The sequence below is a fragment of the Pseudomonadota bacterium genome (genome assembly GCA_039815145.1).
In the GTDB taxonomy this organism is placed as follows: domain Bacteria; phylum Pseudomonadota; class Gammaproteobacteria; order Steroidobacterales; family JBCBZW01; genus JBCBZW01.
Window position 1 is genome coordinate 1 of sequence record JBCBZW010000026.1, and the last position, 23,783, is coordinate 23,783.

20 protein-coding genes are annotated in these 23,783 nt (G+C 67.0%); 5 read left to right on the forward strand and 15 right to left on the reverse strand.

The window, feature by feature from the left end; translation table 11 throughout:
* Window positions 1-66: 66 nt before the first annotated feature.
* The 6 genes from AAF184_09265 to AAF184_09290 all read right to left on the reverse strand — a co-directional run bounded on the left by AAF184_09265 (window position 67) and on the right by AAF184_09290 (window position 8,001).
* Complete coding sequence (locus AAF184_09265) at window positions 67-3,216, reverse strand: efflux RND transporter permease subunit (protein ID MEO0422510.1); 3,150 nt, start codon at window positions 3,214-3,216, stop codon at window positions 67-69.
* Window positions 3,216-4,388 (reverse strand): efflux RND transporter periplasmic adaptor subunit, encoded by a 1,173-nt coding sequence (locus AAF184_09270; GenBank protein MEO0422511.1) that lies wholly within the window; start codon window positions 4,386-4,388, stop codon window positions 3,216-3,218. Before AAF184_09270 ends, AAF184_09265 begins: the two co-directional genes overlap by 1 nt.
* A gap of 171 nt (window positions 4,389-4,559) precedes the next feature.
* Window positions 4,560-5,888, reverse strand: a complete 1,329-nt coding sequence (locus AAF184_09275) for a hypothetical protein (GenBank protein MEO0422512.1) — start codon at window positions 5,886-5,888, stop codon at window positions 4,560-4,562.
* On the reverse strand, window positions 5,869-6,900 hold the full coding sequence (locus AAF184_09280; protein MEO0422513.1) for a DUF808 domain-containing protein: 1,032 nt from the start codon (window positions 6,898-6,900) through the stop codon (window positions 5,869-5,871). Before AAF184_09280 ends, AAF184_09275 begins: the two co-directional genes overlap by 20 nt.
* Before the next feature lie 43 nt (window positions 6,901-6,943).
* Window positions 6,944-7,495 carry a hypothetical protein gene (locus AAF184_09285; GenBank protein MEO0422514.1) on the reverse strand — a complete coding sequence of 184 codons (552 nt, stop codon included), beginning with the start codon at window positions 7,493-7,495 and terminating at the stop codon, window positions 6,944-6,946.
* A gap of 167 nt (window positions 7,496-7,662) precedes the next feature.
* Window positions 7,663-8,001 carry a cupin domain-containing protein gene (locus AAF184_09290; protein MEO0422515.1) on the reverse strand — a complete coding sequence of 113 codons (339 nt, stop codon included), beginning with the start codon at window positions 7,999-8,001 and terminating at the stop codon, window positions 7,663-7,665.
* 186 nt (window positions 8,002-8,187) lie between these two features.
* Here AAF184_09290 and AAF184_09295 point away from each other — a divergent pair, with 186 nt between their 5' ends.
* Both AAF184_09295 and AAF184_09300 read left to right on the forward strand, forming a co-directional pair.
* Window positions 8,188-8,604, forward strand: coding sequence for a TerB family tellurite resistance protein (locus AAF184_09295; GenBank protein MEO0422516.1), 417 nt, complete (start codon window positions 8,188-8,190; stop codon window positions 8,602-8,604).
* Window positions 8,604-9,776, forward strand: coding sequence for a DUF819 family protein (locus AAF184_09300; GenBank protein ID MEO0422517.1), 1,173 nt, complete (start codon window positions 8,604-8,606; stop codon window positions 9,774-9,776). Before AAF184_09295 ends, AAF184_09300 begins: the two co-directional genes overlap by 1 nt.
* A gap of 18 nt (window positions 9,777-9,794) precedes the next feature.
* Here the strand turns inward: AAF184_09300 and AAF184_09305 are convergent, their stop codons facing one another.
* The 6 genes from AAF184_09305 to AAF184_09330 all read right to left on the reverse strand — a co-directional run bounded on the left by AAF184_09305 (window position 9,795) and on the right by AAF184_09330 (window position 16,743).
* A complete protein-coding gene (locus AAF184_09305; GenBank protein MEO0422518.1) occupies window positions 9,795-10,280 on the reverse strand; it encodes a YiiD C-terminal domain-containing protein in 486 nt (161 codons plus the stop codon).
* A 259-nt stretch (window positions 10,281-10,539) separates the two neighbouring features.
* Window positions 10,540-11,667, reverse strand: coding sequence for a DUF917 domain-containing protein (locus AAF184_09310; GenBank protein MEO0422519.1), 1,128 nt, complete (start codon window positions 11,665-11,667; stop codon window positions 10,540-10,542).
* Complete coding sequence (locus AAF184_09315) at window positions 11,664-13,253, reverse strand: hydantoinase/oxoprolinase N-terminal domain-containing protein (protein ID MEO0422520.1); 1,590 nt, start codon at window positions 13,251-13,253, stop codon at window positions 11,664-11,666. Before AAF184_09315 ends, AAF184_09310 begins: the two co-directional genes overlap by 4 nt.
* Window positions 13,250-14,545, reverse strand: a complete 1,296-nt coding sequence (locus tag AAF184_09320) for a cytosine permease (protein ID MEO0422521.1) — start codon at window positions 14,543-14,545, stop codon at window positions 13,250-13,252. The genes AAF184_09315 and AAF184_09320 overlap by 4 nt, the downstream gene beginning before the upstream one ends.
* A gap of 140 nt (window positions 14,546-14,685) precedes the next feature.
* Window positions 14,686-15,126, reverse strand: coding sequence for a peptidoglycan-binding protein LysM (lysM, locus tag AAF184_09325; GenBank protein ID MEO0422522.1), 441 nt, complete (start codon window positions 15,124-15,126; stop codon window positions 14,686-14,688).
* Between the two features lie 396 nt (window positions 15,127-15,522).
* Entirely contained in the window at window positions 15,523-16,743 is a 1,221-nt protein-coding gene (locus tag AAF184_09330; GenBank protein MEO0422523.1) for an acyl-CoA dehydrogenase family protein, read from the reverse strand.
* A 138-nt stretch (window positions 16,744-16,881) separates the two neighbouring features.
* Between AAF184_09330 and AAF184_09335 the strand changes: the two genes are divergently transcribed.
* Window positions 16,882-17,928, forward strand: coding sequence for a phosphotransferase family protein (locus tag AAF184_09335; GenBank protein MEO0422524.1), 1,047 nt, complete (start codon window positions 16,882-16,884; stop codon window positions 17,926-17,928).
* Window positions 17,929-17,957: 29 nt separating this feature from the next.
* On the opposite strand, the gene AAF184_09340 is transcribed toward AAF184_09335, so the two are convergent.
* Both AAF184_09340 and AAF184_09345 read right to left on the reverse strand, forming a co-directional pair.
* Window positions 17,958-18,731: a DUF4184 family protein gene (locus AAF184_09340; protein ID MEO0422525.1), complete on the reverse strand. Its 774-nt coding sequence runs from the start codon at window positions 18,729-18,731 to the stop codon at window positions 17,958-17,960.
* Window positions 18,732-18,787: 56 nt separating this feature from the next.
* On the reverse strand, window positions 18,788-20,125 hold the full coding sequence (locus AAF184_09345; GenBank protein ID MEO0422526.1) for a hypothetical protein: 1,338 nt from the start codon (window positions 20,123-20,125) through the stop codon (window positions 18,788-18,790).
* A gap of 170 nt (window positions 20,126-20,295) precedes the next feature.
* Here AAF184_09345 and AAF184_09350 point away from each other — a divergent pair, with 170 nt between their 5' ends.
* Window positions 20,296-21,237 (forward strand): GAF domain-containing protein, encoded by a 942-nt coding sequence (locus AAF184_09350; GenBank protein MEO0422527.1) that lies wholly within the window; start codon window positions 20,296-20,298, stop codon window positions 21,235-21,237.
* Between the two features lie 46 nt (window positions 21,238-21,283).
* Here AAF184_09350 and AAF184_09355 read toward each other — a convergent pair whose 3' ends face one another.
* On the reverse strand, window positions 21,284-22,870 hold the full coding sequence (locus tag AAF184_09355) for a hypothetical protein (GenBank protein MEO0422528.1): 1,587 nt from the start codon (window positions 22,868-22,870) through the stop codon (window positions 21,284-21,286).
* A 214-nt stretch (window positions 22,871-23,084) separates the two neighbouring features.
* Here AAF184_09355 and AAF184_09360 point away from each other — a divergent pair, with 214 nt between their 5' ends.
* Window positions 23,085-23,756: a hypothetical protein gene (locus AAF184_09360; GenBank protein MEO0422529.1), complete on the forward strand. Its 672-nt coding sequence runs from the start codon at window positions 23,085-23,087 to the stop codon at window positions 23,754-23,756.
* Window positions 23,757-23,783 lie beyond the last annotated feature (27 nt).

Here is a 23,783-nt window from a genome sequence, read left to right on the forward strand (position 1 = left end):
CCTCAGGCTTGCAGACCCCGGCCAAGCTGTAGCGCCGCGTCATCATTGCGGCGCGGCGGGTGAGTGCTACCCGCGGGGAATCTCGGCGTCGCGCAGCTGACGCAGCAAATCCTGCCAGTTCCAGCTCTCCACGCGCGCCTGAAGCATGAGCATGCTCGGGGTCAGCAGCAGGGTCAGGACCGTCGCGAAGGCGAGTCCCCCGGCCACCGCTGAGGACAGCTGAGTCCACCACTGCGACGAAGGACCGCCGATCAGGATCTCGCGGTCGAAGAAGTCCAGGTTGATACCGAACACCATCGGTAGGAGTCCAAGCACCGTGGTCACGGTGGTCAGCAGCACGGGGCGCAGACGCTGCGCACAGGTACGCAGGATCGCCTCCGTCGCCGACATGCCACTGCCGTGCAGGGTGTTGTAGGTGTCGATGAGTACGATGTTGTTGTTGACCACGATGCCCGCCAGGGCGATCACCCCGATACCGCTCATCACCAAGCCGAAGGGTTGCTGGAGAAGCAGGTGACCGAGGAGCACTCCACCGGTCGAGAACAGCACGGCCGTCAGGATCAGGAAGCCCTGGAACAGGCTATTGAATTGCGTCACCAGGATGATGTAAATGATCGCCACGGCCACCAGCATGGCGCTCATCAGAAAGGCCTGGGAGGACTCTTGCTCCTCGCTGTCGCCGCGGAAGCTCACGTTGACGGAGCGGTCGAGGGGCAGCTCGCCGACGGCTTCGCGCAGCACGGCCACCCGCTCGGGAATCTGCATGCCGGGGCGCACGTCGGACTTCACGCTCATCGTGCGCCGCAGGTCCGTACGCTCCAGGGTACCCACCTCCTGCGCCGGAATGCGTGTGACGAAGTTGCCGATGGGCACCATGCCGCGATCGGAGGAGACGCGCAGGGTGTCGATCTCCGTGAGGCTGCGGCTGGTGGCGGGATAGCGCACGCGAATATCCACCTCGTCATCCGCATCGTCCGGGCGATACTCACCGATCTTGAGGCCGTTGGTGACCAGCTGCACCGCGTTGCCGACGAGGGTAACGTCGGCACCGTAGCGGGCGGCCTCCGCACGATCGACGTTCAGTCGCCATTCGATGCCCGGCAGGGGACGGCTATCGGAGACATCCTGCAGGCCAGGCACCTCCTCCAGCAGCGTGCGTATGCCCGTGGTCGCCGCCTCCAGTCGCTCCGGGTAGCGTGAGCTCACCTCGATGATGATCGGCTTGTCGTTGCTGGGGCCCGCCCGCGGCGTCCGGGCCGTGACCACGATGCCCGCGAGATCCGCCGTGCGTTCGCGCACGTCGGCGAGGATCTGCGCGGCCGGCCGGCGCTCACTCCAATCCACGAACTGAAGCTGGATAGTGCCCACCACATCGCTGGTGCCCTCATCTCGTGAGGCGCCGGTGCGAGCGTACACGGAGTCGAACTCGGGCATGTCGAGGATGCGCGATTCCACCTGGCGCACCAGGGCATCCTGCTCCTGCGGCGAGAGATCGCCGCGCGCGCGCACTTCCACGCTCGAGAACTCGGGCTCCACGTCCGGGAAGAACTCCATGCCCTTGCCGAAGGCGCCGTAGGCCACGTAGATGCCCACCAGCAGCACGGTGACCGACGTCACCGCCAACATCGGCACGCGCAGGGCCACGCGTAGCACCCGAAGGTAAGCACCCGTGAAACCGTGAATCTGATCGAGATCCCCCTGCTCCGCCGCGGCCAGCTCCGCTTGTGCCTTGGGATCCAGGGTCCCCGCCCGCCCGAAGATCCCTCCGAGCGTCGGCACGAAGACCAGGGCCATCACCAGGGACGCACTCAGCACGGCGATCAAGGTAATCGGTAGGTAGCGCATGAACTGGCCGGTGACGTCCGGCCAGAACAACAGGGGGAAGAACGCGGCCAGGGTGGTCAGCGTGGACGCGGTGATCGGCAGGGCCATGCGCTTGGCCGCCGTCGCGTAGGCATCCTTGCGCGCCAACCCTTCCGCCATCTTGCGGTCCGCCAACTCGGTCACCACGATGGCGCCATCGACGAGCATGCCCACGGCCATGATCAAGCTGAACAGCACCACGATATTGACGTTGATGTCCATGAGGTTCAGCACGAGCATCGCTGCCAGGAAGGAGCCGGGAATGGCCACGCCCACCAACAGGGCCGAGCGCAGGCCGAGGATTCCGATGATCACCACGAATACCAACAGCACCGCGGAGAGCACGTTGTTCTCCAGGTCGCTGAGCATGTTGCGGATGTCGCGGGACTTATCGCGCGAGAAGCTCGCCTGCACGGCTGCCGGCCAGAGCGCCGATTCGCGTTCGACCAGCGCCCTCACCTCGTCCACCGTGTCGATCACATTGGCGCCGGCGCGCTTGATGATCTCGAGGCTGATCGATGGCCTGCCGTCGATACGAGCGAAGCTGGTGGCGTCCTTGTAGGTGCGCCGGATGTTGGCGATGTCCTGCAGGGCGACGATGCGATCGCCATCCGCCTTCACCGGCATCGCCATCACGTCTTCAACGGTCTCGAACACCCCGGGCACCTTCACCGGGAAGCGCCCTCGCTGGCCCTGCAAGGTGCCGGCCGCCACCAGGCGGTTGTTGCGATCGACCAGCTGGAACAGCTCCGCCTGAGAGATCTCGTAGCTCTCCATGGCGCGCGGATCCACCAGCACTTCGACCACCTCTTCCCGGTCGCCCGCCGTATTGACCTCGAGCACGCCGGCGAGGCCTTCGATGTCGTCCTTCAGATCCCGCGCGAGGCGGGTCAGCACCCGCTCCTGCACCTGACCGCTCAGTTGCAGGACGAGCATGGGATCCATGCGCGACAGGGTGACCTCGGAGACGATGGGCTCGTCCGTCTCCTCCGGCAACTCGGCCTTGACGCCGTCCACCTTCTCGCGCACGTCCTGCAGGGCCAGACTCGTGTCCACGCCCGCGTCGAACTCGAGGGTGACGGACGCCCCGCCCTGGTAGGCGTTGGAGGAGATCTTCTTGATGCCCTCGATAGCGCGCAGGGACTGCTCGACGGGGCGCACCAGCAAGCGTTCCGCATCCTCGGGGGAGATGCCCTCGTGCGACAGGGAGGTGTAGATCACCGGAATCTCGACGTCCGGATCGGCCTCCTTGGGGATGTTCACGTAGCTGGCGGCGCCGGCGACGAGAATCAGAGCCAAGCCGAGTAGCACCGTGCGCGCGTGGTGCACGGCGAAGTCGATGATGGCGTTCATCAGTTGTCCTCGCCGACGTCAGCCTCGACCAGGCGTGTGTCCGGGAGTGCATCCCGCTCGCGCGCCGTGCGCTGGTTCTGCGACTCCAAGGTGGGGGCCACGCGCTCGCCCTCGCTGACGAAGCCGTAGCCGACGGTGATGATGCGGGCCGGGTCCGGCAGGCCCGTCACCCAGACCGTGTCGCCGTCCGCGCGGGCGATCTCCACCGGCAGGAAGCGCACCTGGTTGTCGTCGTCGACGATCTTGATGCCGAGGCCGCCGGCATCGTCCAGGGTCATCAGGGCGGGCGAGATGGCGTGGGCCAGCACGCTCTCGAGCGGCAGGCCGAGATCGGCCGATGCGCCGAGGGGTAGACGCCCCTGTGCGTTGTCCAGCTCCAACTCCACCAGGAAGGTGCGCGTGGAAGTGTCGGCCTGGGGTGAGATGTAGCGCACATGCCCCTGGCGGCTGACGCCGTCGATGAGCTGTGCTTCCCCGACCAGCCCCGTGTGCAGGTAGCCGATGTCACCTTCGGACACATCAGCGCTCACGATCACCTTGCGATCGTCGAGGTAGGTGAAGAGCGGATCGCCCGGAGTGACGTAGTCGCCCACTTCCACCGAACGATCTTGCAAGGCACCGTCGAAGGGCGCCCGCACCACCATGCGTTCGAGGTCCAGCTCCGCCCGGCGCAATTCTGCTCGCGCGCCCTCGAGGTTGGCCAAGGTCTCCGCCACTCGGCCCTCGGTGTTGAAGCCGGAGGGCTTGAGGGCCTTGTTCGACGCGTACTCGAGTTCGCGCTGACGCACCAAGGCCTTGGCTTGCGTCAGGCGCGCCTGGCGGTCGCTGAGGTCAAGGCGCAACACTTCCTCACCCGCCTCCATGCGCGCACCGCGCAGGGCAACGGTGGCCTCGATACGACCGGAAGTCTGCGCCTTCACCTGCACCTCGCGGGAGGCCTCCGTACGCCCGCTCACCTGCAGACGACGCTCGATGCGCTGCGCGAACTCCTCCTGATACTGCACGCGCGTAAGACGGCCCTCGCGCGCCCCTACACCGCCGTCGCCCGCCTCGGCGACGGGCGTCGAAGAAGACGCCGATCCGTCGGACAGCGCACCGGAGGTCATCCAGGCCACCAGGACCAGCACGATGATGATGGAAAGGGTCCAAGGGCTTCGCAGAAGACTGGTCATTCGGGGGGTCCTAGGGCCTACGCGCGAGGGGGCGATATTATGCTGCAAGGCAGCGAAATTTACGACTACAGCAGCGTGATCTGGATCGAATCCATCGCTGCATAGATGCCGTCCGGACAGCTGCGGTCGCAGTGCCGGGCGCGCGTCGCTAGGCGGAGACGGTCCCGCTCGTCAGGGTTGCAGATCGGCCGGGATCATCGGCGCCGACAGCAGGCGGGTGAAGGCCGTCCAGCGGTCGTCCCCCGCCGCCTCGACGAAGGTCCGCACTAGGTCACGGCCCAGGTTGTAGTTGACGACGTAGCTGCGGTAGGTATCGATGAAATCCAGCGATTGCTCCGCTTGGTCACGATCGACGAGGTTGTAGCGCACGATCCAGTCGATCGCCTGCTCACGGGACATCTGCCCGTCCAGATAGCCACGCGCCGCCTCGTTGCGCGCGTAACTCAGGCGCGCCCGCAGGCGCTGGAGCGCGTAGTAGCGATCCGCCTCCGCCACGTCCAGCCCCGCGAGGGGCCACAGGACGCGCTTCTCGAAGGCCACCTGATCGTCACCGGGGAAGGCCACCTCGATGCCGTAGTTGGCGCTGCCCTCGGCCAGCAGGGCCGACGGACTGAACAGCGGCTGCACCGTGTACTCGATCCACCCCTCGCCCTGGGCCAAATTCAGCTCCTGCAGCGTCTGGTAGGTGTGGTGGCCGGGATAGCCCTCATGGCAACCCAGATCGACGGCGCGGTTGATCTGCTGGGGCAGATCCGTGTTGACCTGGATCAGGCTCTCGGCATCGCCCTGGTACCAGTTGTAACCGCTCCAGGGTTTGTCGCTCACGTACTCGAGGGTGAAGCGCTCCTTAGCGGGGAGTTCGAGGGCCGCCAGCGTGCGCGCGCGGCACTCATCGATCGCCGCCTGAAACACGCCATCGAGCCGATCGGCAGGTACCTCGAAGCGTTCGAGAAACGCGCTCACCCGGTCGGCCAGGGGATCCTCGCCCGGGAGCAAGGTCTCGATGTCCACGAGCAGGGCCTCGAAGTGGGCCGCGTCGTACGTCGGAGGCGTCACACCGAAGAGGGCGAGAGCCTCCTGATCGAAGGAGAGACGTTCACCCGCCGCCATGGCGGCCCGCGTGCGCAACGCGTGCAGGCGTGCAAGCAAACCGCGTAGGCGATCGCGTGCGCGCCCTTCTCGGACTCTGACCAGAGGCTCCAAGCGCGCGCTCAGGGCATCGGCCTGTTCGATGATCTCGGCCGGAGCGAGATCGGCCTGCTCGGCGAGGGCGGCGAGCTCTTCGGGACCGAAGTAGGCGTCGACGTGAGCGGGATCGTGGCGCCCCATGGCCAGTTCCAGGGACACGTACTCGCGGGCGAGAACATCCACATCGGGCACGGCGGCGTTGCTCGCCACTCCGCCATCACCCCCGCAGGCGGCGAGCCCCAAGGTCGCGACGGCGCCGGCGCCCAGGGCGATAGTACGACGCGGCAGTCGGTTAATGGTTCTGTTCAGCATGGCCTGCATCCTTCTCCGCCTTGTCCTTGCCCGGCAGCAGACCGCTCAAGGCCCCCCAGGTCGGCGCCACGACGCGCCCGACCACCGGAATCAGCAGCAGACCCACCACCAACCCGAACACGCCGGCGCCGGTGGCGAACACGAGCCATTCGACAAAGCCCTCGAACACGTGCACGGCGTGCGCCACCATGACGGCGACATCGTGCAGCCAGTGCTCCACCCCGTCTGCGCCGAACACGGCGAGCCCATGAATCACGATGCCACCGCCGACCCAGATCATCGCGGCCGTACCCACGGCCGCCAGCAACTTCAGGAACCCCGGCATCGCCACCACCAGGGCACGGCCGAACGCCCGCACACCGCCACCGAGGGGGCCTTCCCACTTGGTCGCGGCGAGGGCGACACCCATGTCATCCGCCTTCACGATCAAGGCGACCGCACCGTACACCGCCAAGGTGATACCGATGCCGACGATGGCCAGCACGATGGCCTGGGTTAACAACGGTGAATCGGACACCTCGGACAGGGCGATCGCCATGATCTCCGCGGACAGAATGAAGTCCGTGCGAATGGCGCTCGCCACCTTCTTGTCCTCGAGGGCCTGCGCATTGGTCTCGGCCAAGCCCACCTTTTCCTCGTGCTTGTGCGCTTGGTGAGGGAGGAAGACTTCCAGCACCTTCTCGGCGCCTTCGCAGCAGAGGTAGAAGCCTCCCAACATGAGCAGCGGCGTGATGATCCACGGCGCGAACTTGCTCAGCAGCAGGGCCACGGGCAGCAGCACCAGCACCTTGTTTTTCAGGGAACCGACCGCGATCTTGTAGACGATCGGGATCTCCCGCGCGGCCGCGAAGCCGACCACGTAGCGCGGCGTGACGGCGGTGTCGTCGATGACCACGCCGGCGGACTTGGCGCCTGCCTTCGCGGCCTGGCCCGCCACGTCGTCCAAGGAGGCCGCCGCCACCTTGGCGATCGACACCACGTCATCCAACAGTGCAATCAACCCTGTGCTCACGCCGCTTCACCTCCAGCGAGCCCACGCGCGGGCCCAGGAGGCGTTATACCGCCTTGGAGGGGAGTTTGCAGATCGCGGACCGGGCGGACGCCGGGCGGGCCAGGCGAGCCTCGAAGACTCGGCGCGCTTCGCGCGGCTCGGGCGCTCGTGCCTGAAGGGCCGTGACCTCGAGCGCAGGCTCAACCAGGACGCGTCCGTGAGCTCGGCCCAGACGCCGGGACGAACCGTCATCCCGCCAGTGACCGTCTCCGCCCTGGGCCAGCGCACGGGCTCGGTGCGTAGGCAGGCGTTGCAGGCGATTGATGACGGCGTAGCTGGCCGGGGAGGCGTCCAGGGTCCAGCCGGCGTTCTGCACGGCCAGGAGTTGCGCCTGGACGATCGGCGCCACCGCGTCGCACACCCCCTCGAAGGCCCCGAGGGGAGGCCAGAAGCCGAGTTCCCCAGCCACCACCACCGCCCGATGGGCGAGCATGACCTGGCAGTCTACGAACGCCCGCGGGCTGCGCGCGTGTGCGCGCTCGGCGATCGCCGAGGCCACCGCAGAACAGAAGGCCTCCGCCGCAACGGACGGGGAATCACACTGATCGTAGGACATGGAATCCTCTTCGCTGCCCCGAACACCATTCCGGCGGGAGCCGGAATCCGGGGCGGGAGGATTCGTGGGCGCCGCTTTAGCCGTACTTCTATCCCGCCCGCAAGTTGGTACTTAAATCGGCGGTGTCCCCGAGGGACGCGAAAATTATAGCGCGCGGCGCGGCGCGATCAAGCGTCGCTCGCGCCCGTCGGTGCCTCCCCGCCCTCAGGGCCGTAGAAGAACACCCAAGTCACAAAATCTTCGGAGAAGTCCTCGAAGCGGTGGGTCACGCCGGCGGGCACGAAGAGCACTTCGCCCGCTTCGAACCGCTCGCGCTCCCCGTCAGCCACGAACCAACCGCTGCCCGAGGCCACCACGTAGAGCTCATCACGCGTGTGCGGCGTTTGCCTATCGACGCTGATGGGCCGATAGATTTCCACGCTCATGCTGCCATGGGTGAACAGCTCTCGGAACGGCGTGTCGACCTGGGCCAGGCGCGCCAGCGCGTTGGCGACGGTTAGTCTCATGGCGACTCCGGCTGTCCTTGCACACGACTCGCCATTCTATGCCCGCCCGCCTGCATACGCATGCTGCAGCCCAACCGCGACGGGCGAGGATCGCCGCCTGCGCACCGCTTCGAGTATGCTGCATAGCAAAGGTGGGGACACACGCCACACCCCGACACCCGCGCAGCCTCAAGGACGACCGCCCGCATGTTTGCCTCGATCCGCCAATGGCTGGACTCTCTGAGCGAGGAGAGCCACCTGTTTACGAATCGCGATGACGCCATGCTGCACAGCGGCGTCGCTGCCGTGCTCTACCACCTGATCGCCGCCGACGACACGATCAGCCAGCGCGAGCGCAACGCCTTCACCCAGATCATGCGCGAGGAGTTCGACCTGAGCGATGCACAGATCGCCCATCTCTTCGAGGCGGCGCAGGCCTCGCGCGGCGATCCCCTGGAAGACGTGGAGACCGTGAGCGCCTACCTGAAGGACAGCCCGACCATGCGCATGGCCTTCGTGGCCAAGCTCATGCGCCTGATCAACGTAGACGGCACGGAGCAGAAGGAACTCGACGCCCTCTACGGCAGTCTGCGGGAGGCCTTCCCGGAGCTCGGCGCCCCGTGATGATCACCGCACCCCTCGGGGTGCTCGCCATCCTGTCGGTCAACGTAGGCATCAGCGACTGGTTGGCGCGACGGCCCGGCTGGCACCTGCTCGGCGCCGCCCTGCTGGTGATCGCCCTCACCGCCGTCTGCGCCAACGTCGGCCTGATTCCATCGGTCACCGACGGCTCCCCCGCCTACGACGCCATCTTCACCTACGTCGCCCCGATGGCGATCTTCTGGTTGCTGCTCGGGGTGGATCTGCGCAGCATCGTGGCCGCCGGCATCCCCATGCTGGGCATGTTCGCGCTGGGCGCGATCGGCACACTGCTCGGTGTGCTGGTCGCCATGGTCCTGATCCCAGCGGAGATCTTCGGGGAGTTTCGCGCCGCGCTCGCCGGCATGTTCGTCGGCACCTACATCGGCGGCGCCCTGAACTTCAATGCCGTGGCGCTCGAGTTCGGGGTCCAGCGCGAGGGGCTGCTCTACGCGAGCGCTGGTGTGGTCGACAACCTCATGACCACTGTGTGGATGGTGGCGACGATCGCGTTGCCGCGCGTGCTTGGCCCCGTGTGGCGCACTCGCGCCGCGAGCCGCCCACAGGTCACCGGTGAGGCCACCACGTCTTCAACCCAACCCCACGCCGACGCCTCGGACGACGAAGTCGTTGGCCCCGGCGACCTTGCCGTGATGTTAGCCCTGGGCGCGGGCGCCCTACTGCTGGCACAGAAGCTAACGGAAATCATCGCAAGCCTGGGACTGGCGCTGCCCGAGATTCTGGTCCTCACCACGGTCGCCCTCGCCCTGGCGCAAGTGCCCGTGATCCAGCGCCTGCGTGGTGCGCGCGCCTTAGGGATGTTCTCGGTGTTGCTGTTCCTGGCGGCGATCGGGGCTCTGTGTGATCTCGGTGAACTCGCGGGCACGGGCCACCTTGGGTTCGGGCTGTCAGCCCTCGTCACCCTCACGGTTCTGGTCCACGGTGTGTTCGTCTTCGCGGGCGCCTACGTGATGCGCATCGATCCGGCCGGGGCCGCCGTGGCGTCCCAGGCCAACATCGGCGGCGGCACCTCGGCCCTCGCCCTCGCCCGAGGCCTCGAGCGACCGGATCTGGTGGCGCCGGCGCTGCTGATCGGCTCGCTCGGCAATGCCGTCGGCACCTACCTCGGCTTCTTCGCCGCCGGCCTGCTCGCCTGAGGGGGCTTCGCTGAGTCCCTAAGCGCTCGGCGGAATCGCCGCGTAGCCCACTTCGCCGAGGGCGTGGATCTCATCGCCCACCATCGCGCGCACGCGCAAGTGCAAGCGGGCTCGACCGCGGCGGCGAAACTGGGTCAGGAAGGACTCCACCGTCTGCCCGTCGGGCATCACGGCCATCGCTTCGAAATCGCTGCGCACAGGCAGGAGGAACTTCACCTTCACGCTTTGCGCAACGATATCGCTAGGTGGACAGTCATCGACGAGCGCCGCCGTCAGGCCCCAACCCGCCAGAGTCATTGCCGTCTGCAGGGCACCGGCGAACCCCGTGCCCATATGGTTGGCGCTCGGCGTGAGCGGGGCGAACAATCGCAGGCCCCGCGCGTCGAGCTCACGCAGCTGCAAGCGCATGAAACGAGCCAAAGGAATCTGTTCGGCCCAGGTGGTACCGAGGCGCTGCTTGAGCTCCTCACTGAACTGGTGATGGTCTTCTTGCCGCTGCGCCATTCGTCCGCTCTCCACCGGATCACCCAATATCTGACGCTCTGCTGCGTCGCGTCGACAGGTGCCGCAGCGGGCGTCGAAAAACGACCCCTCTCACGGCTTGAGGCGAGGCAGCTTAGCTGTCCCTATCGCACTCGACAACACGCCAGGTCACGGCTGGCACGACTCACGCGACAAGCTCTTCCAACGCGACCGAATCGACGTCAGTTCGTCGCGTTCGCAACGCCGAGGGTCGACGGCGCGACGCTGCCTTGCAGCAATGTCAGCGATTGGCGGCGAGGGTTTCGATCGGAACGTAGACTTGATCGAAACCGAAGTTTCGAGGCGCCACGAATTCCAACGCCTTCGCCGTTCGCATGCGTGCCGGCGCGCCGATGGCGAGCAGTTGCAGGCGCTGGCCGTAGCGCAGGGTCTCAGCCGTGATCGGCAGCCCCGTCTCGAGATCCAGCGCACAGATCAGGTCCGGCGTCGTCGCCAGCACCCGCTCACCCGCCGTCGCCAGGAGGTACTCGTTCTTGATGCCCACCTGCACGGGCACACCCCCGGCGAAGGGCTGTACCTGCAGGGTGGCGAAGTCGTAGCCGCCCTCCACTCGGCGTTCGATGTCCGTCACCTTGCCCGTCGTCAACACGTGTACCTCTCCGTAGTGTGTCGGCGCGAGTAAGTCTCTCAGGGCATCGACGAAGGGCTCGAGGCGGTTACCGAAGCGGCCGATCAGCTCGCCGATCTGATGGCACAGGCTGATCGTGCTGGGGATCGTGACCTCCTTCGCCTGCGCACCGCTCATGCAATGCTCCGCACTCAAGCACTGACCACCGCCTGCGACCACCGAGAACTGGCGCACCAGGTGTTCGGTGATCAAGGGGTCGCGCACGTGGTCGAGCACCACGCGATCGCCGAGTTCGCTGGCCACCGCGAGGGGGGTGGCGGAGATGCCGTAGATGGAGAAGGACTCCATCTGCAGTTCGGGAAAGGCGCGCCCCATGCCGTCGGCGTCGACCACGGGCAGGCCGCGCTCGGCGGCGGCGACGAAGGGCACGAGCGCATTCACGCCCCCGGCTTCGAAGGCGATCAGCGCGGTGGTGCGGCGGCCGAGAAAAGCCTCCAGGGCATCGAGGGCCCAACCGGCCTCGCGGCCGTTGCCGGGCTTCTCCTGCATGATGGTCGGTGAGCCCACGGAGCCTATCGCCACCACTAACGCGTCGTCGTCGAGCTCCTCCAAGGGCAGCAGGTCGACCGCGCCGACACCGTCGAGGGCGCGCTCGGCGAGAATCTCACCGATCAGCGTATCGCCTCCACCGCCGGTGGCCAGGAAGGCGCCGCCGCGAGCGATCGCCTCCACATGCTCGGCCCGCACCTGACGCAAGCGCTCACCTCCATCGCCACTCATCGCGCCGCCTCCCCACTCACTGCTGATACCCGCTCGAGATCCGCATCGCCCACGGCGCGCGCGTGCAAGGTGCCGCCCGGCTCATCGGAGTAGCTGAGAGGCACCTCCCCTACCTCGACCACGTCCACAGTGCCCTCGCGCGCGCCCGCCTGCACGGCGCGCGCGATCGCCTCTGCCTTGACCGCCGCCAGCGCCTGCTCCCGCGGTTGCCGAGACGCCACATACACACTTTGCGCTTCACCGCCGATCTGCCCGAGCGCAGCGCCGATGGCGTTGGCCACCGCCCCGTCCTGGGGCCGCAAGGTCTCACTCACCCCTGCCAGTCCGTCCGGCACGAGGAAGCCACCGCCGCCGACCACCACCAACGGCAGCGGCGCCGGATTGGTCTTCATCTGATCCACGTGCACCTCCAGGCGCTCGCGCATCACGCGACTCGCCGCCGCCACCGTGGCGGCGGGCACCTGGGCGACGCACCCGGGATCGCCGATCTGTACCCGGCCTTGGGCCACGGCGATATCCGTGGCCGTGAGCTGATCGCCGCCGAACACCAGCGCCCGCGTGCGCAGATCCCGCCCCACGGAGCCCGGTCCTACGCTGCCACCGTCTTCGCTCACCTGAGAACCACCGCCTAATGCGACCGCTAGTACGTCCGGCATGCGGAAGTTGGTTAGGACGCCGCCCACGCGCACGGCGCTGCCGGATGGACGCGGGAAGCCGTCGACGAGCATGCCGATATCGGCCGTCGTACCGCCCACGTCCACCACCATGGCGTCGCCGTGGCGGGCGAGCCACAGGGCGCCGCGCATGGAGTTGGTGGGGCCGGAGGAGAAGGTGAAGACCGGGTAGCTGCGGGCGAATGCAGCCGCCATCAGCGTGCCGTCGTTCTGGGAGATGAAGAAGGGGCAGCGCATGGACAAGGCCGCGAAGGCCTGCTCGAAGGCGCTTACCACGTCGTTCGCCAGGGGCAGGAGGGCGGCGTTGAGCAGCGTCGCGTTCTCGCGCTGATAGAGCCCGAGGTGACCGAGCTGGTGTGAGAGGGCGATGCGAATCCCGGGCACCCGCGTGCGCAGGCGAGCGGCCGCCTCGCGCTCGGCGCTGGCGTCCGTGGTCGCGAAGACGGACGTCACGGCCACCGCACTCACGCCGCTACGCGCTATCTGCTCCACCGCATCGTCCAGGGCCGCCTCGTCGAGGGGCACGATGGGCTTCCCGTCGTACTCCGTTCCCCCGTCCACCAGCAGGCCACCGGCGAGTGCTGGATCCGCCAACACCACCTCACGAAGTTCGCGAGGCCACTTCGCCGCGATCGGCAAGGCCGAAGACGACTGGCCGCCGATGCGCAGGGCGGCAATCGGCGAGAGCCGTCGACGCTCGACCACCGCGTTGGTGAACTGAGTGGTGCCGAGGTTCATCATGCGTACGGCATCAGGGGCTACGCCCGCCTGCGTGAGCACCTCGCGCACCGCGTCCAGCACGCCGCTGGCGATGTCGCCGGTCGTGAGCGTCTTGTGCGCGGCCAACAGCTGGTTGTCGTCGATGACCACGGCGTCGGTGTGCGTGCCGCCCACATCTACGCCGACCCTCATGCAACCACCCTCCGCGCCTCGCGCCGCCGTATCAGCCCCAAGCCCCCGTACACGAGGGCCGCCACCAGCACGCCGTCCAGGTTGGCGATACCCGTGACGTGCGTCTTATCGAAGTAGGCGAGCGCCGCGGCCACGGCACCGAGCGCCCAGGCGATGAAGGCAGATGGGTTGACGCTGCTGTGCGCGCCGTCGAGTTGCTCCAGGCGATAGTCACCACCGCGCAGGATGAAGAAGTCCACCACGTACACCCCCAACACCGAGGAGAAGATCACGCTCTGCCAGACGAGGAAGTCGATGAACACGTCGCTGACATCGGTAAGGGCGATCGCCGTGCCGATGACGCCGGCCACCACCACGAAGACCCACTCGCTCGTGCGCGGAAAGATGGAGGCGAGTGACAATCCTGCGCCGTAGAGGTTAACGGCATTGGTGGTCAGGCTGGCCACGACCAGAAACACCAACGCGAAGGCGCCGAAGCCGAGGGCGAGCATGATGGCCAGGGGCTCGATCTCCCCGAGGTGCAAGGCAGGGCCGGCCGCCACCGCGTGTACTAAGGTCTCGATCAGCGTGAGGGCGATGATCACCGCCACCACCACATCGCGAGGCCCGCGCGCATAGCGCGTCAGGTCCGGCACCAGCAGGACGCCGACGATGATGCCGCCGGACAGGGTGGTGACCGCCTGGCCGAAGCTCATCTGCGCCGTGGGTGCCAGGGTGGTGAGCGTCTCCCACGACGTCGCCTCGAAGGTGCGAGCCACCATCATCACCAGCATCGTGAGCATGAGAGGAAAGGCGATCAGGGCCAGCTTGTCGAGCGCCTTGAAGCCGAAGATCGTTGCCCCCGTCATCAGCACGCCCCCGCCGATCACGTAGGCGGCCGAGGGCAGGGTCGCGCCGAGCACTTGCTCGCCGATCTGCTCACCGGCGGCACCGAAGAAATAAGCGTTGACGCCGAACCAGCCGAACTGGGCGATGGCGAAGGTCAAGTTCACCCAACGCGCACCCTGTGTGCCGAAGGAGAAGCGCAGGATCATGTAGGTGGACAGGCGGCTGCGCATCCCGACCCAACCGGTGACGATGGCCAGGGTGCTGACCAGCACGGCGGCGGCCAGAAAGGCGAGCAAGCTGGCTTCGAAGCCGAGGGCGACCCCGACCTCGGCTCCGCTCAACAACGCAGGCAGGGCAACGCCGATGCCGCCGAGGATGAAGCCGATACGCACGCCGCCGTAGGTCTCCGCCTGGGGCACCGGTTCGGTGGCGTAGTCCTCGACCAGATTTTCCAACCGACTCACACGGAGCGCTCCTCGAGTAGGCAAGGTCAATAAAGAAATCCCCGGACCGCCTTCGCGATCCGAGGACTTCTGCCCACTCCAGATACTCCGCTACTGTGCCGGGAACCGCCAGTCCCGGGCAGCCAGACGATCGCGGCCCACTAGCCCTGGGGAATACGCAACACCTGACCTGGGTAGATGCGATCGGGGTTGCTCAGCATCGGCTTGTTTGCCTCGAAGATGCTCATGTACTTGGCGCCACTGCCGAGGGTCTTCTCGGCGATTGCCCAGAGCGTGTCCCCCGACGCCACCGTGTGGAAGACGGGTTCGGCCGCACCGGAGTCCGCCACGATGGCCTCCTCGACCTCGGCCACACCTTCAAGGTTACCGACGGCCACGATGATCTTCTCTTTCTCTTCTTGGGTGGGCGCACGGCCTTCCAGGCGCACGCGATCGCCATCCACGGAGATCTGCAGATCATCTCCGGGCAACCCGAGCTCCTTCACCTCCGCGCTGAGAGCTGAGGCATCTGGCGCCGCATCCTTCTTGCGACCGATCCCGATGGCCTTACCGGCATCTCGCACAAACTTCCAAACATCCATGAGCTTCCCTCCGCCAGTATCGTGTTTGATGTTCTGATCGTGCCACTGCACCGACCGGCAACCAACGACTGTAACGCTACTTAACACTTGGATAAGGTTATCGGAAAAAGGACCGGCCACCCCCTGGCGGCCGGCCAACGCGGCACGCACCCGCCGGGATACGTGCAGCAAAGGGATCGCAGAGCTTCCGTGCCCTACTTACTGCTTCGTCTTGAGGTCAGGAAAGCTCGCCGCCGCAACGCAGACACGTTGCTGGAGCCAAGCCAAGTGATTCAGCGCGGGCATTGTGGAGACCGCCGAACCGGTTGGTCAACGACGGTCACAGGAGTTTTCAAGTGCGGTGCATCCAGAATCGAGGCACCGCGAAAGGCAACGGGGAATCGCTACAGATTGTGGCTACCGCGGCACGTACGCACGCAGCTCGTGGCGCGCCACCTGACGGCGATGTACGGCGTCGGGGCCGTCGGCCAGGCGCAGGGTTCGCATCAAGGTCCAGGCCCGCGCCAACGGCGTGTCCTGACTGACCCCCGCGCCACCGTGCAATTGAATCGCCTCGTCGAGCACGTGCAAGGCGGTGCGCGGCGCCACCACCTTCACCTGACTGATCCACGGCGCGGCAGCGCGCGGGTCGCCGCGATCGATCATCCAAGCGGCCTTGAGGCACAGGAGGCGGGCCATCTCGATCTCCATCCGGCACTCGGCGATGATGTCGTGGTTGGCGCCCAGCAGGGCGAGGGGCTTACCGAAGGCCTCGCGCGACACCGAACGCTGACAGAGCAGGCGCAGGGCCTCCTCCGCCATGCCGACAGCGCGCATGCAATGATGGATGCGACCGGGCCCCAGGCGCGCCTGAGCGATCTCGAAGCCTCTGCCCTCACCGAGCAGCAGGTGATCGCGCGGCACCCGCACGTCGGTGAAGCGCAGGTGCATGTGTCCGTGGGGAGCGTCGTCGTGGCCGTAGATCTCCATCGCCCGCAGCACTTCCACCCCCGCGGTATCGCTGGGCACGAGAATCATCGAGTGCGCCTGGTGGCGCGGTGCATCTTCGGCCCCCGTACGTACCATGACGATGTACACCTTGCAGCGCGGATCACCGGCGCCGGAGGCCCACCACTTCTCGCCGTTCAACACGTAGTGCTCACCGTCGGGTTCGCAGCGCATGGCAATGTTGGTGGCATCGGAGCACGCCGCGTCGGGCTCGGTCATGAGGTAGGCGGAGCGAATCTCCCCGTCGAGCAATGGCGTCAGCCAGGCGGTCTGCTGCGCGGGTGTGCCGAAGCGATGCAACACCTCCATGTTGCCCGTGTCGGGGGCGGAGCAATTGAAGACCTCGGCGGCGAGCGGTGAGCGTCCCATCTCCTCGGCCAGATAGGCGTAGTCGACGGTGTTGAGCGCCGCGTCTTCGGTGGCGGTGAGCCAGAGGTTCCACAGGCCCGCTTCGCGCGCCCGTGCCTTGAGGGCGCCGAGCAGTTCCAACTGTACGGGCGTGAGCTGCCAACGGTCGCCGACGCCTACCTCGCGGGCGTAGATCTCCTCCGCCGGGCGCACGTGCAGATCGATGATCTCGCGCACTTGCTCGCGCATCGCGTGGGCCTTCGGGCTCAAGCCCAGATTCATGGTGAGTTCTTGCAAGGCGAAGCTCCAAACGTTGAGCGCAGGTGTCGGCAACTCCGAGACCGGGTTAAGCTGATCCCCGCACCGCAGGCGCCTTCGTGACGCCCTGCTTGTCATTTCTCTTCGACCGCCGGAGCGCGCGTGGACAACGTCAGCGACAGCCTGGACCAGGACCTCATTGGATCATACCTCGCCGACCAGATTGCGGGCTTCGGCAAGCTGCAGAGCATCGAACGCTTCCGCCAGGGCCAATCCAACCCCACCTACCTGCTCGTGGCCGAGGGCGGTCGCTACGTGCTGCGCACCCAGCCACCCGGTAAGTTGCTGCCCTCCGCGCACCAGGTGGCACGGGAATATCGGGTGATGCAGGCGCTGGCGGATCAGCAGGTGCCCGTGCCGACGGTGCACCTGCTCGCCACGGAGGATTCCCCCCTCGGCCGAGACTTCTTCGTCATGGACTTCGTGGAAGGGGAGATCTTCTGGGATCCGGCCTTGCCCACGGTGGACGAGCAGACCCGCAGCACCATCTACGATCAGCAAAACCAGGTGCTGGCCGCCCTGCACCAGGTGGACGTGGCCGCCGCGGACCTCAGCGACTTCGGCAAACCAGGCAACTACTACGCCCGGCAGATCGGGCGCTGGAGCAAGCAGTACCAGGCCTCGGTGATCGAGCCGATCCCGTCGATGGACTGGCTCATGGCATGGCTGGAGGACAACCAACCTGAGGATGATGGCCAGGTCGCCCTCGTCCACGGCGACTACCGCCTCGACAATCTCATCATCGAGACCGCCCGGCCGGCGCAGGACACGCGCATCGTGGCCGTGCTCGACTGGGAACTGTCGACCCTCGGCCACCCCTACTCGGACCTCGCCTACCAGTGCATGCAGTGGCGTCTGCCGAACACGGCCGCCACCCGCGGCCTGCTGGGACTGGCGCGGGAGAAGCTGGGCATTCCGAGCGAAGCGCAGTACGTGCGCACCTACTGCGAATGCACGGGGCGCGACGGCATCGATCACTGGCCCTTCTACCTCGCCTTCAGCTTCTTCCGCCTGGCCGCCATCGTGCAGGGGGTGGTGAAGCGGGCGGTGGACGGCAATGCGTCAAACCCTGAGCAGGCCAATCAGTTCAAGGCCATGGTGCCCACCTTGAGCAACATGGCGAAAGATATCGTCAGGCGAGGCGAGTAGCATCGCATCGGCAGGCCCGACGGTGTTACTCAGCGCCGCTCACCGAGGCCGAGTAAGGGCACGAGCACGCCGGTGACGAGGCCGAGCGCGAGTACGCAAGCGCCACCGAAGTAGGCCACCAGAACGAGGAATTCCTCCACGGGCCTCACCCCCGACAGCGACGCCGCGGCACTCGCAAACCCCACCAACGCAGGCACTACGACCACGGTGAGCGGCAACAGCGGATGTCCGAACACGCCGTGCGGCGCGGCGGCGGGACTGAGGTGGGCCGGCGTGGCACGCGCCCACAAGCCGATCCCGACCAGCAACGCCACAGCGCCTGCAATCGTGCTGAGGTGCTGCAACACCACGTAGCGCGGCAAGCTCTGCTCAGCGAACACGGGCGCCGCGAACCAATCGCCCCACAGGCTGCCCGCACGCGGGTGGGTGAACGAGTCCCACCCGATGTGCGTGAGTGTACCGATCGCCAAACACACGAGCACCGCCCACATGGGTTCGCGCGAGGGCCAACCCCGTCGCCACGCCTCCGCCTCCAGGCGGCTGCTCACCCAGCGCGGCAACAAGCGTACGTAGGCGGGACGCACCAACCAGTGGTAGAGCAGAAACAGGCAGAGCCCGATCGCGATCCCCGTCGTCACCGCCCCCTCGAGTGAGTGTAGGTGCACGGCCAAGGTCCAGGACTGCACGTAGTAGCCAAGGTCCGGCACCATCGCACCGATCGCCAGCGCCGAGAACGACGTGCGCGCCCCGAGCATGCGCTGGAGCGGTACGACGGCGGCGACGTGGGAAACGGTGAACGGCATTGCCCAGCGAGTATACGTACTTGTCAGCGCCCTTCATGCGGCGCTGAAGCACCCGCTCAACCCGCCCCGCCTCGCTCGGCCAGGTAAGCACGCACCAAGGTGGCGGCGTTACGCGCGGCTAAGCCCATGAACACGCGCATCTCGTTGCCCTTCGGCTCGCCCCCGGCAAGATCCGACACGGAGCGGAAGGCCACGTAGGGCACGCCATTGGCGTAGGCGACCTGGGCGATGGCCGCCGTCTCCATCTCCACCACCTGCGCATCGAAGGTGCGTCGCAGATACTCGCGAAAGCGCGCGTTGTCGAGGAACACCGAACCGGTCACCGCGCTGCCGCCCACGTGCACGCGCGGTTTGCCGCGCAGACAGGCGTCGTCCGCATCGAGGCACGCTTGCAGCTCGGTCACCTCAGCCGCACGCGCCGCCGCGGCCATCAAGGCCGGGTCTGCTGGATACCAGAAACGTCGCTCGGCCTGCGCAGTGTCGACGGAGGCCACGGGAATGCTCCGCGGCGCCATGAACTCGAACGGCGGGAAGTCGGTGACGATTCCCGGCGGCAGGGCGGCCGCTGCGTTGGGCATATCCCGCAGGTACACCATCTCATCGTACTTGCCCCAACGGGCGGGCACGGCGACGTCACCGATTGCGAGGCCCCCGTCCAGGGAGCCGGCGATGCCGCTGACGATGATCTCATCCACAACGAACCGGTCGATGGCGAGCTGCGTGGTCATCGCCGCGTTGACGGTACTGATGCCCGTGCGGAACAACACCACCGACACCTTGGCGATCGATCCTCTTAGGAACGTGACGCCGTTGTGCTCGACCACCTCAGCACCCTCCACGTACGGCGCGAGCGCGTCGAACTCGGGCCCGAACGCCGTGGCGATGGCCACCGAGGGCGACCCCTCGTCGCTGAGCGTCTCCGCCTCGCTGGCGGCGGGCAGCAACAACGGCGAGAGCGCCAGCGCGGCGACGGCGATCACCGCGACGTCTTCCAGCAGTGCCGCCGGCAAGTCGCGGCCCAAGCGCTGAGCGAGCTGTGCACGCATGGTGTAGGTGACGAAGGCGCCGATCATCGCGGCGCCGACCACGAGCACCACCACCAGCGTGCCACCCCCCAAATGACTGGCCAGCGCCGCTCCGCCGAGCGAGGCCAGCACCGCGCGCGCCACCAGTGCGGCAGGCGACTTGCGCGACGGAATCGCGGGTTGCTTGTCAGCCGCCAGCTCGAGCAGGGCCAGAGCGGTGAGGATGACCGCGGGCGCGGTAGAGGTGAGAAAGGTGACCCGCGAGTCAGCCACCTGAACGATGCCGAAGGCTGCCGCCCAGGCGACGATCGCGGGCGCCGCAAAGGTGCGGGCACCGTTCACAAATCCGATGAGAATTGCGCTGAGCATTCGTCCCTGAGCGTCCTTGCGACATAAGCGAAGGTGACAGACCGCTCACCGCCTGGACGCACATGCGCGAGAGGCGGGCTGGGTCTAAGTATCGACGGGGCCGATGATGGCATATTGATCCATCCCGGCGGTGCTACCGCCCTCGCCCACGAGCAGACGACCGAGAAGCGATGCCCGCCGCGCCACCGATTCCCAAGAACGATGCCGCCCGAGTGACGGCGCTGCACGAGCTGCAGTTGCTCGACACGCGTGCCGATGAACGCTTCGACCGCGTCACGCGGATCGCGAGCGATCTGCTGCAAGCGCCGATCGCCCTGGTCAGCCTGGTCGACGATGACCGCCAGTGGTTCAAATCACGCCAGGGCATCACCACCACGGAAACGCCACGTCCCGTCGCCTTCTCCGCCCACACGATCTGCCACAAGGGCCCCTTGGTGGTGCCGGACGTGCAGGCGGACGAGCGCTTCGCCGACAACCCCTGGGTCGCGGGCGCGCCCAACGTGCGCTTCTACGCGGGCGTGCCCCTGAGGACAGGCACGGGCCTGCCCTTTGGCAGCCTCTGCGTGTACGACTACGCCCCGCGCAAGCTGGACGAGCAGGCTATCGAGCGCCTGGTGGACCTCGGCGGCATCCTCGACCACGTGGTGCGCACGGACCGCGCGGCGATCGAGGATCCCGTCACCGCGCTGCCCAACCAGCGCGGCCTCGAGCACACCGGCCAAGGGCTACTTCGCCGTTGTGCCCGCCAACGCTTGCCGGCGTCGCTAGCGGTGGTGCAGATCAAAGGGGCCCGTGAGCTCAAGCGCGACTTCGGCAACGCCGCCTTCGAGCGCACATTGGTCGGCTTCGCTGAAGCGATGCAGGAGGTGTTCCGCGAACGCGACCTGCTCGCTCACCTAGGCAACGGTCGCTTCGTGGCGCTGGTCGCCAACTGCACCGACGGCGAAGCAAGCCGCGCCCTGACGCGCCTGCGCATGAACCTGCGTGCCGAGCAGGGCCGCCCCGACGGCTCACCGGTCACCTTCGACTTCGGCGTCACCACGGTGCGCGCGGGCCAACCGCTGGCCCTAGATGCGATGCTGCGCGCGGCAGAACCTGCCAAGGCAGCCTGATCCGCTCACGCCGCACGCGGCGCACCTGACGGGATCTATCGCTCCCCTATCGCCTGGCGCCTTCAGCCGCTTCCAAGCCGCGAAGCGCTTGGACGCGATTGCGCGACCGTGCCAGCTGCTCGCGATAGGCCTGCGCCGCGCCTTCGTAGCGCTCCTCGGCCAGCAGCAGATCCCCGAGGAACTGGGCGGCTGGGTAATCCACGAAGGGCGGCCCGTAGGAGTAGGGCATTCGCCCCTCGCGCTCGCTCGCAGCCCGTGCGTGGCTCAGCATCTTCTCCTTGTCGCCGTCGGCACGAGCGAGCACGGCACGGATCTGCAAGAGCATGACCTCCAGACGATCCATGTAGAGCTCGTTCCAGGCGGTGCGACGGTTCTGCGCCGTCAGCGCGGCGTCGAGAGAAGATTGTAGATCGAGGAAGGCGGCCAGGTGCTGTCCGATGTCGGGGAGTTCCCGGGCCGTCAAGGCCTTCACGTAGTGGTAGAGCAGCTGGGGATCGTACGCCTCACCCAGGTCGAACTCCCACGCTGCCACCTTCGGATCGCGGCCGCCGATCTCGATCAGGTAACGAGCCCACATCTGCACGGTCGAGCCGAGTTGGGAACGATCCGCATCGAGTTCCAACACATCCATGTCGGCGCGTGAGGCCCCGGGCAGCTCACCGTGGGCTGCCTCCAGCAGGCGTCTCGCCTCGGTGGCCTTGCCCTCCTGCAGTAAGCCGTAGAGCAACCAGAAGTTGTAGTGGCCCCAGCTACGCGCCTTACGCCCCCGTTCGCTGGCCATGGCGTTGGCGACGCGAGAGGCCTCCGTATTGGCGGTCACCACATCGGACCACATGCCGAGGGCCGTGAAGATATGCGAGGTCATGTGCAGCGAGTGCCCCGCGTCGGGCGCCATGATGGCGAGGGCGCGAGCGGCCTCCAGGCCCAAGGGGGCGTGGATCGGGTCGTCCACGGCGTGGATCAGGTAGTGCGCCGCCCCGGGATGCTCACGGTTGGCGTAGAAAACGGCTTGCGAGATGGCGGCCGACTCCATGTAGGCGGGCACATCACGCACGCCCGCCCCCTCGCCCATGATGGCCAGGGCATGGAACAGCTGCACTTCCCGGTCGTCCGCATAGAGGGCTGCCATCTGCCCCATGGTGCGGCGATAGGCGGCGTCGCGCTGGGACTTGGTTCCCTCCCCGTACAACACCTCCAGGCTGGCCAGAAAGTCGCGTTCCTTGTCGTTCGTCGCTCGCGCGGCGCGGGCCTGTGCGCCGTCCCCCAGACGCGCCAGCACCGCCAACGCCGCCTCACGGTTCTGCTGGTCCCACAGCGGGTGGTTGTGCACCATCGCCTCGCCCCAGTAGGCCATGACGAAGGCGGGGTCCAGGCGCTGCGCCTCCTGAAAATGGGCCTTGGCGAAGTCGTACTCGAAGAGGTGCAGCAACAGCATGCCGCGGATGAACTCGGCCTGCGCCGCCTTGGAGTCGGTGCTCGTCGGGAAGCTGATCTCCCCGAGGACGCGCGTCGGCGTGGGGGCAGGATCGTGTTCGCCGCCATGGGCGTGGGCCACGTTGAGCACGGATGCAGCGCCGCCAGCGATCAACGAGAACAGCAGACAGGATTTCAGCGAAAGCAGCCAACGGCGCATGAGAGTTCCTCGGCGATGGGTGGACGCTCGCCGCGCTGGCGAACGCGGCGGCAGAGGATGGGCATCAGCATACCGCCGCTGGATCGCCGGTGCCTGCCCTGCGCCGACCCGGGGGGCGCGAGCGCCGCTTGAGCGCCCGCTACCCCCTCCCCTAGACTGCTGACCGTCCCCCTCCCCACGATCGTCGTCGATCAATCGCACTCATCCAGGGCCCATGCTCCCGCGCAAGCTTCTCGCCACCGCCCCGATCCCCGACACGAAGAAGGAACTGCACCTCTACCAGTCGGGCGATCTTTACTCGATCAAGGTCCTCGGCCTGGGCGATCTCATGACCACCCGCATGCACGGCTCCGAACGGGCCCTTGCGGAACTCGCCACCACCCACCTCACCAGCCACCCGAGCCCGCGCCTGCTGGTGGGCGGACTCGGCATCGGCTTCACCCTGCGGGCGGCGCTCGACGCGGTGGGTGAGGGAGCTGAGGTGGTGGTCGCGGAGCTGGTCCCGGAGGTGGTCGACTGGAATCGACAGTGGATCGGGGCGCCGGCAGGTCATCCGCTGGACGATCCGCGCGCGAGCGTGTTCGTCGGCGACGTGGCCAAGCTGCTGCAGCGCCCGGGCACGGGCTTCGACGCCATCCTCCTTGACGTGGACAACGGACCCGAGGGATGGGTCCGCGCCGACAACGACTGGCTCTACTCCCTCGAGGGGCTCAGCGCGGCCCGCGGCGCCTTACGCGAAGGCGGTGTGCTCGCCATCTGGTCCGCTGGGCCAGATCGCGCCTTCGTCCAACGACTGCACAAAAGCGGCTATCAGGTACGTGAACACAAGGTGCGCCCTCACCGACCGGGCAAGGGGGGTTACCACTACATCTGGCTGGCGAGCTAGTGTCCTGTCCCGCGAATTCTTCAACGA

Excerpts from the sequence above, each read along its gene's own strand:
- AAF184_09330 (MEO0422523.1), bottom strand. The coding sequence starts at position 16,743 with ATGAATCTGGGCTTGAGCCCGAAGGCCCACGCGATGCGCGAGCAAGTG.
- AAF184_09345 (MEO0422526.1), bottom strand. The coding sequence starts at position 20,125 with ATGCTCAGCGCAATTCTCATCGGATTTGTGAACGGTGCCCGCACCTTT.
- AAF184_09310 (MEO0422519.1), bottom strand. The coding sequence starts at position 11,667 with ATGAGTGGCGATGGAGGTGAGCGCTTGCGTCAGGTGCGGGCCGAGCAT.
- AAF184_09315 (MEO0422520.1), bottom strand. The coding sequence starts at position 13,253 with ATGAGGGTCGGCGTAGATGTGGGCGGCACGCACACCGACGCCGTGGTC.
- AAF184_09355 (MEO0422528.1), bottom strand. The coding sequence starts at position 22,870 with ATGCGCCGTTGGCTGCTTTCGCTGAAATCCTGTCTGCTGTTCTCGTTG.
- AAF184_09360 (MEO0422529.1), top strand. The coding sequence starts at position 23,085 with ATGCTCCCGCGCAAGCTTCTCGCCACCGCCCCGATCCCCGACACGAAG.
- AAF184_09295 (MEO0422516.1), top strand. The coding sequence starts at position 8,188 with ATGTTTGCCTCGATCCGCCAATGGCTGGACTCTCTGAGCGAGGAGAGC.
- AAF184_09265 (MEO0422510.1), bottom strand. The coding sequence starts at position 3,216 with ATGAACGCCATCATCGACTTCGCCGTGCACCACGCGCGCACGGTGCTA.
- AAF184_09305 (MEO0422518.1), bottom strand. The coding sequence starts at position 10,280 with ATGGCGCAGCGGCAAGAAGACCATCACCAGTTCAGTGAGGAGCTCAAG.
- AAF184_09285 (MEO0422514.1), bottom strand. The coding sequence starts at position 7,495 with ATGTCCTACGATCAGTGTGATTCCCCGTCCGTTGCGGCGGAGGCCTTC.
- AAF184_09300 (MEO0422517.1), top strand. The coding sequence starts at position 8,604 with ATGATCACCGCACCCCTCGGGGTGCTCGCCATCCTGTCGGTCAACGTA.
- AAF184_09275 (MEO0422512.1), bottom strand. The coding sequence starts at position 5,888 with ATGCTGAACAGAACCATTAACCGACTGCCGCGTCGTACTATCGCCCTG.
- AAF184_09350 (MEO0422527.1), top strand. The coding sequence starts at position 20,296 with ATGCCCGCCGCGCCACCGATTCCCAAGAACGATGCCGCCCGAGTGACG.
- AAF184_09340 (MEO0422525.1), bottom strand. The coding sequence starts at position 18,731 with ATGCCGTTCACCGTTTCCCACGTCGCCGCCGTCGTACCGCTCCAGCGC.
- AAF184_09270 (MEO0422511.1), bottom strand. The coding sequence starts at position 4,388 with ATGACCAGTCTTCTGCGAAGCCCTTGGACCCTTTCCATCATCATCGTG.
- lysM (MEO0422522.1), bottom strand. The coding sequence starts at position 15,126 with ATGGATGTTTGGAAGTTTGTGCGAGATGCCGGTAAGGCCATCGGGATC.
- AAF184_09290 (MEO0422515.1), bottom strand. The coding sequence starts at position 8,001 with ATGAGACTAACCGTCGCCAACGCGCTGGCGCGCCTGGCCCAGGTCGAC.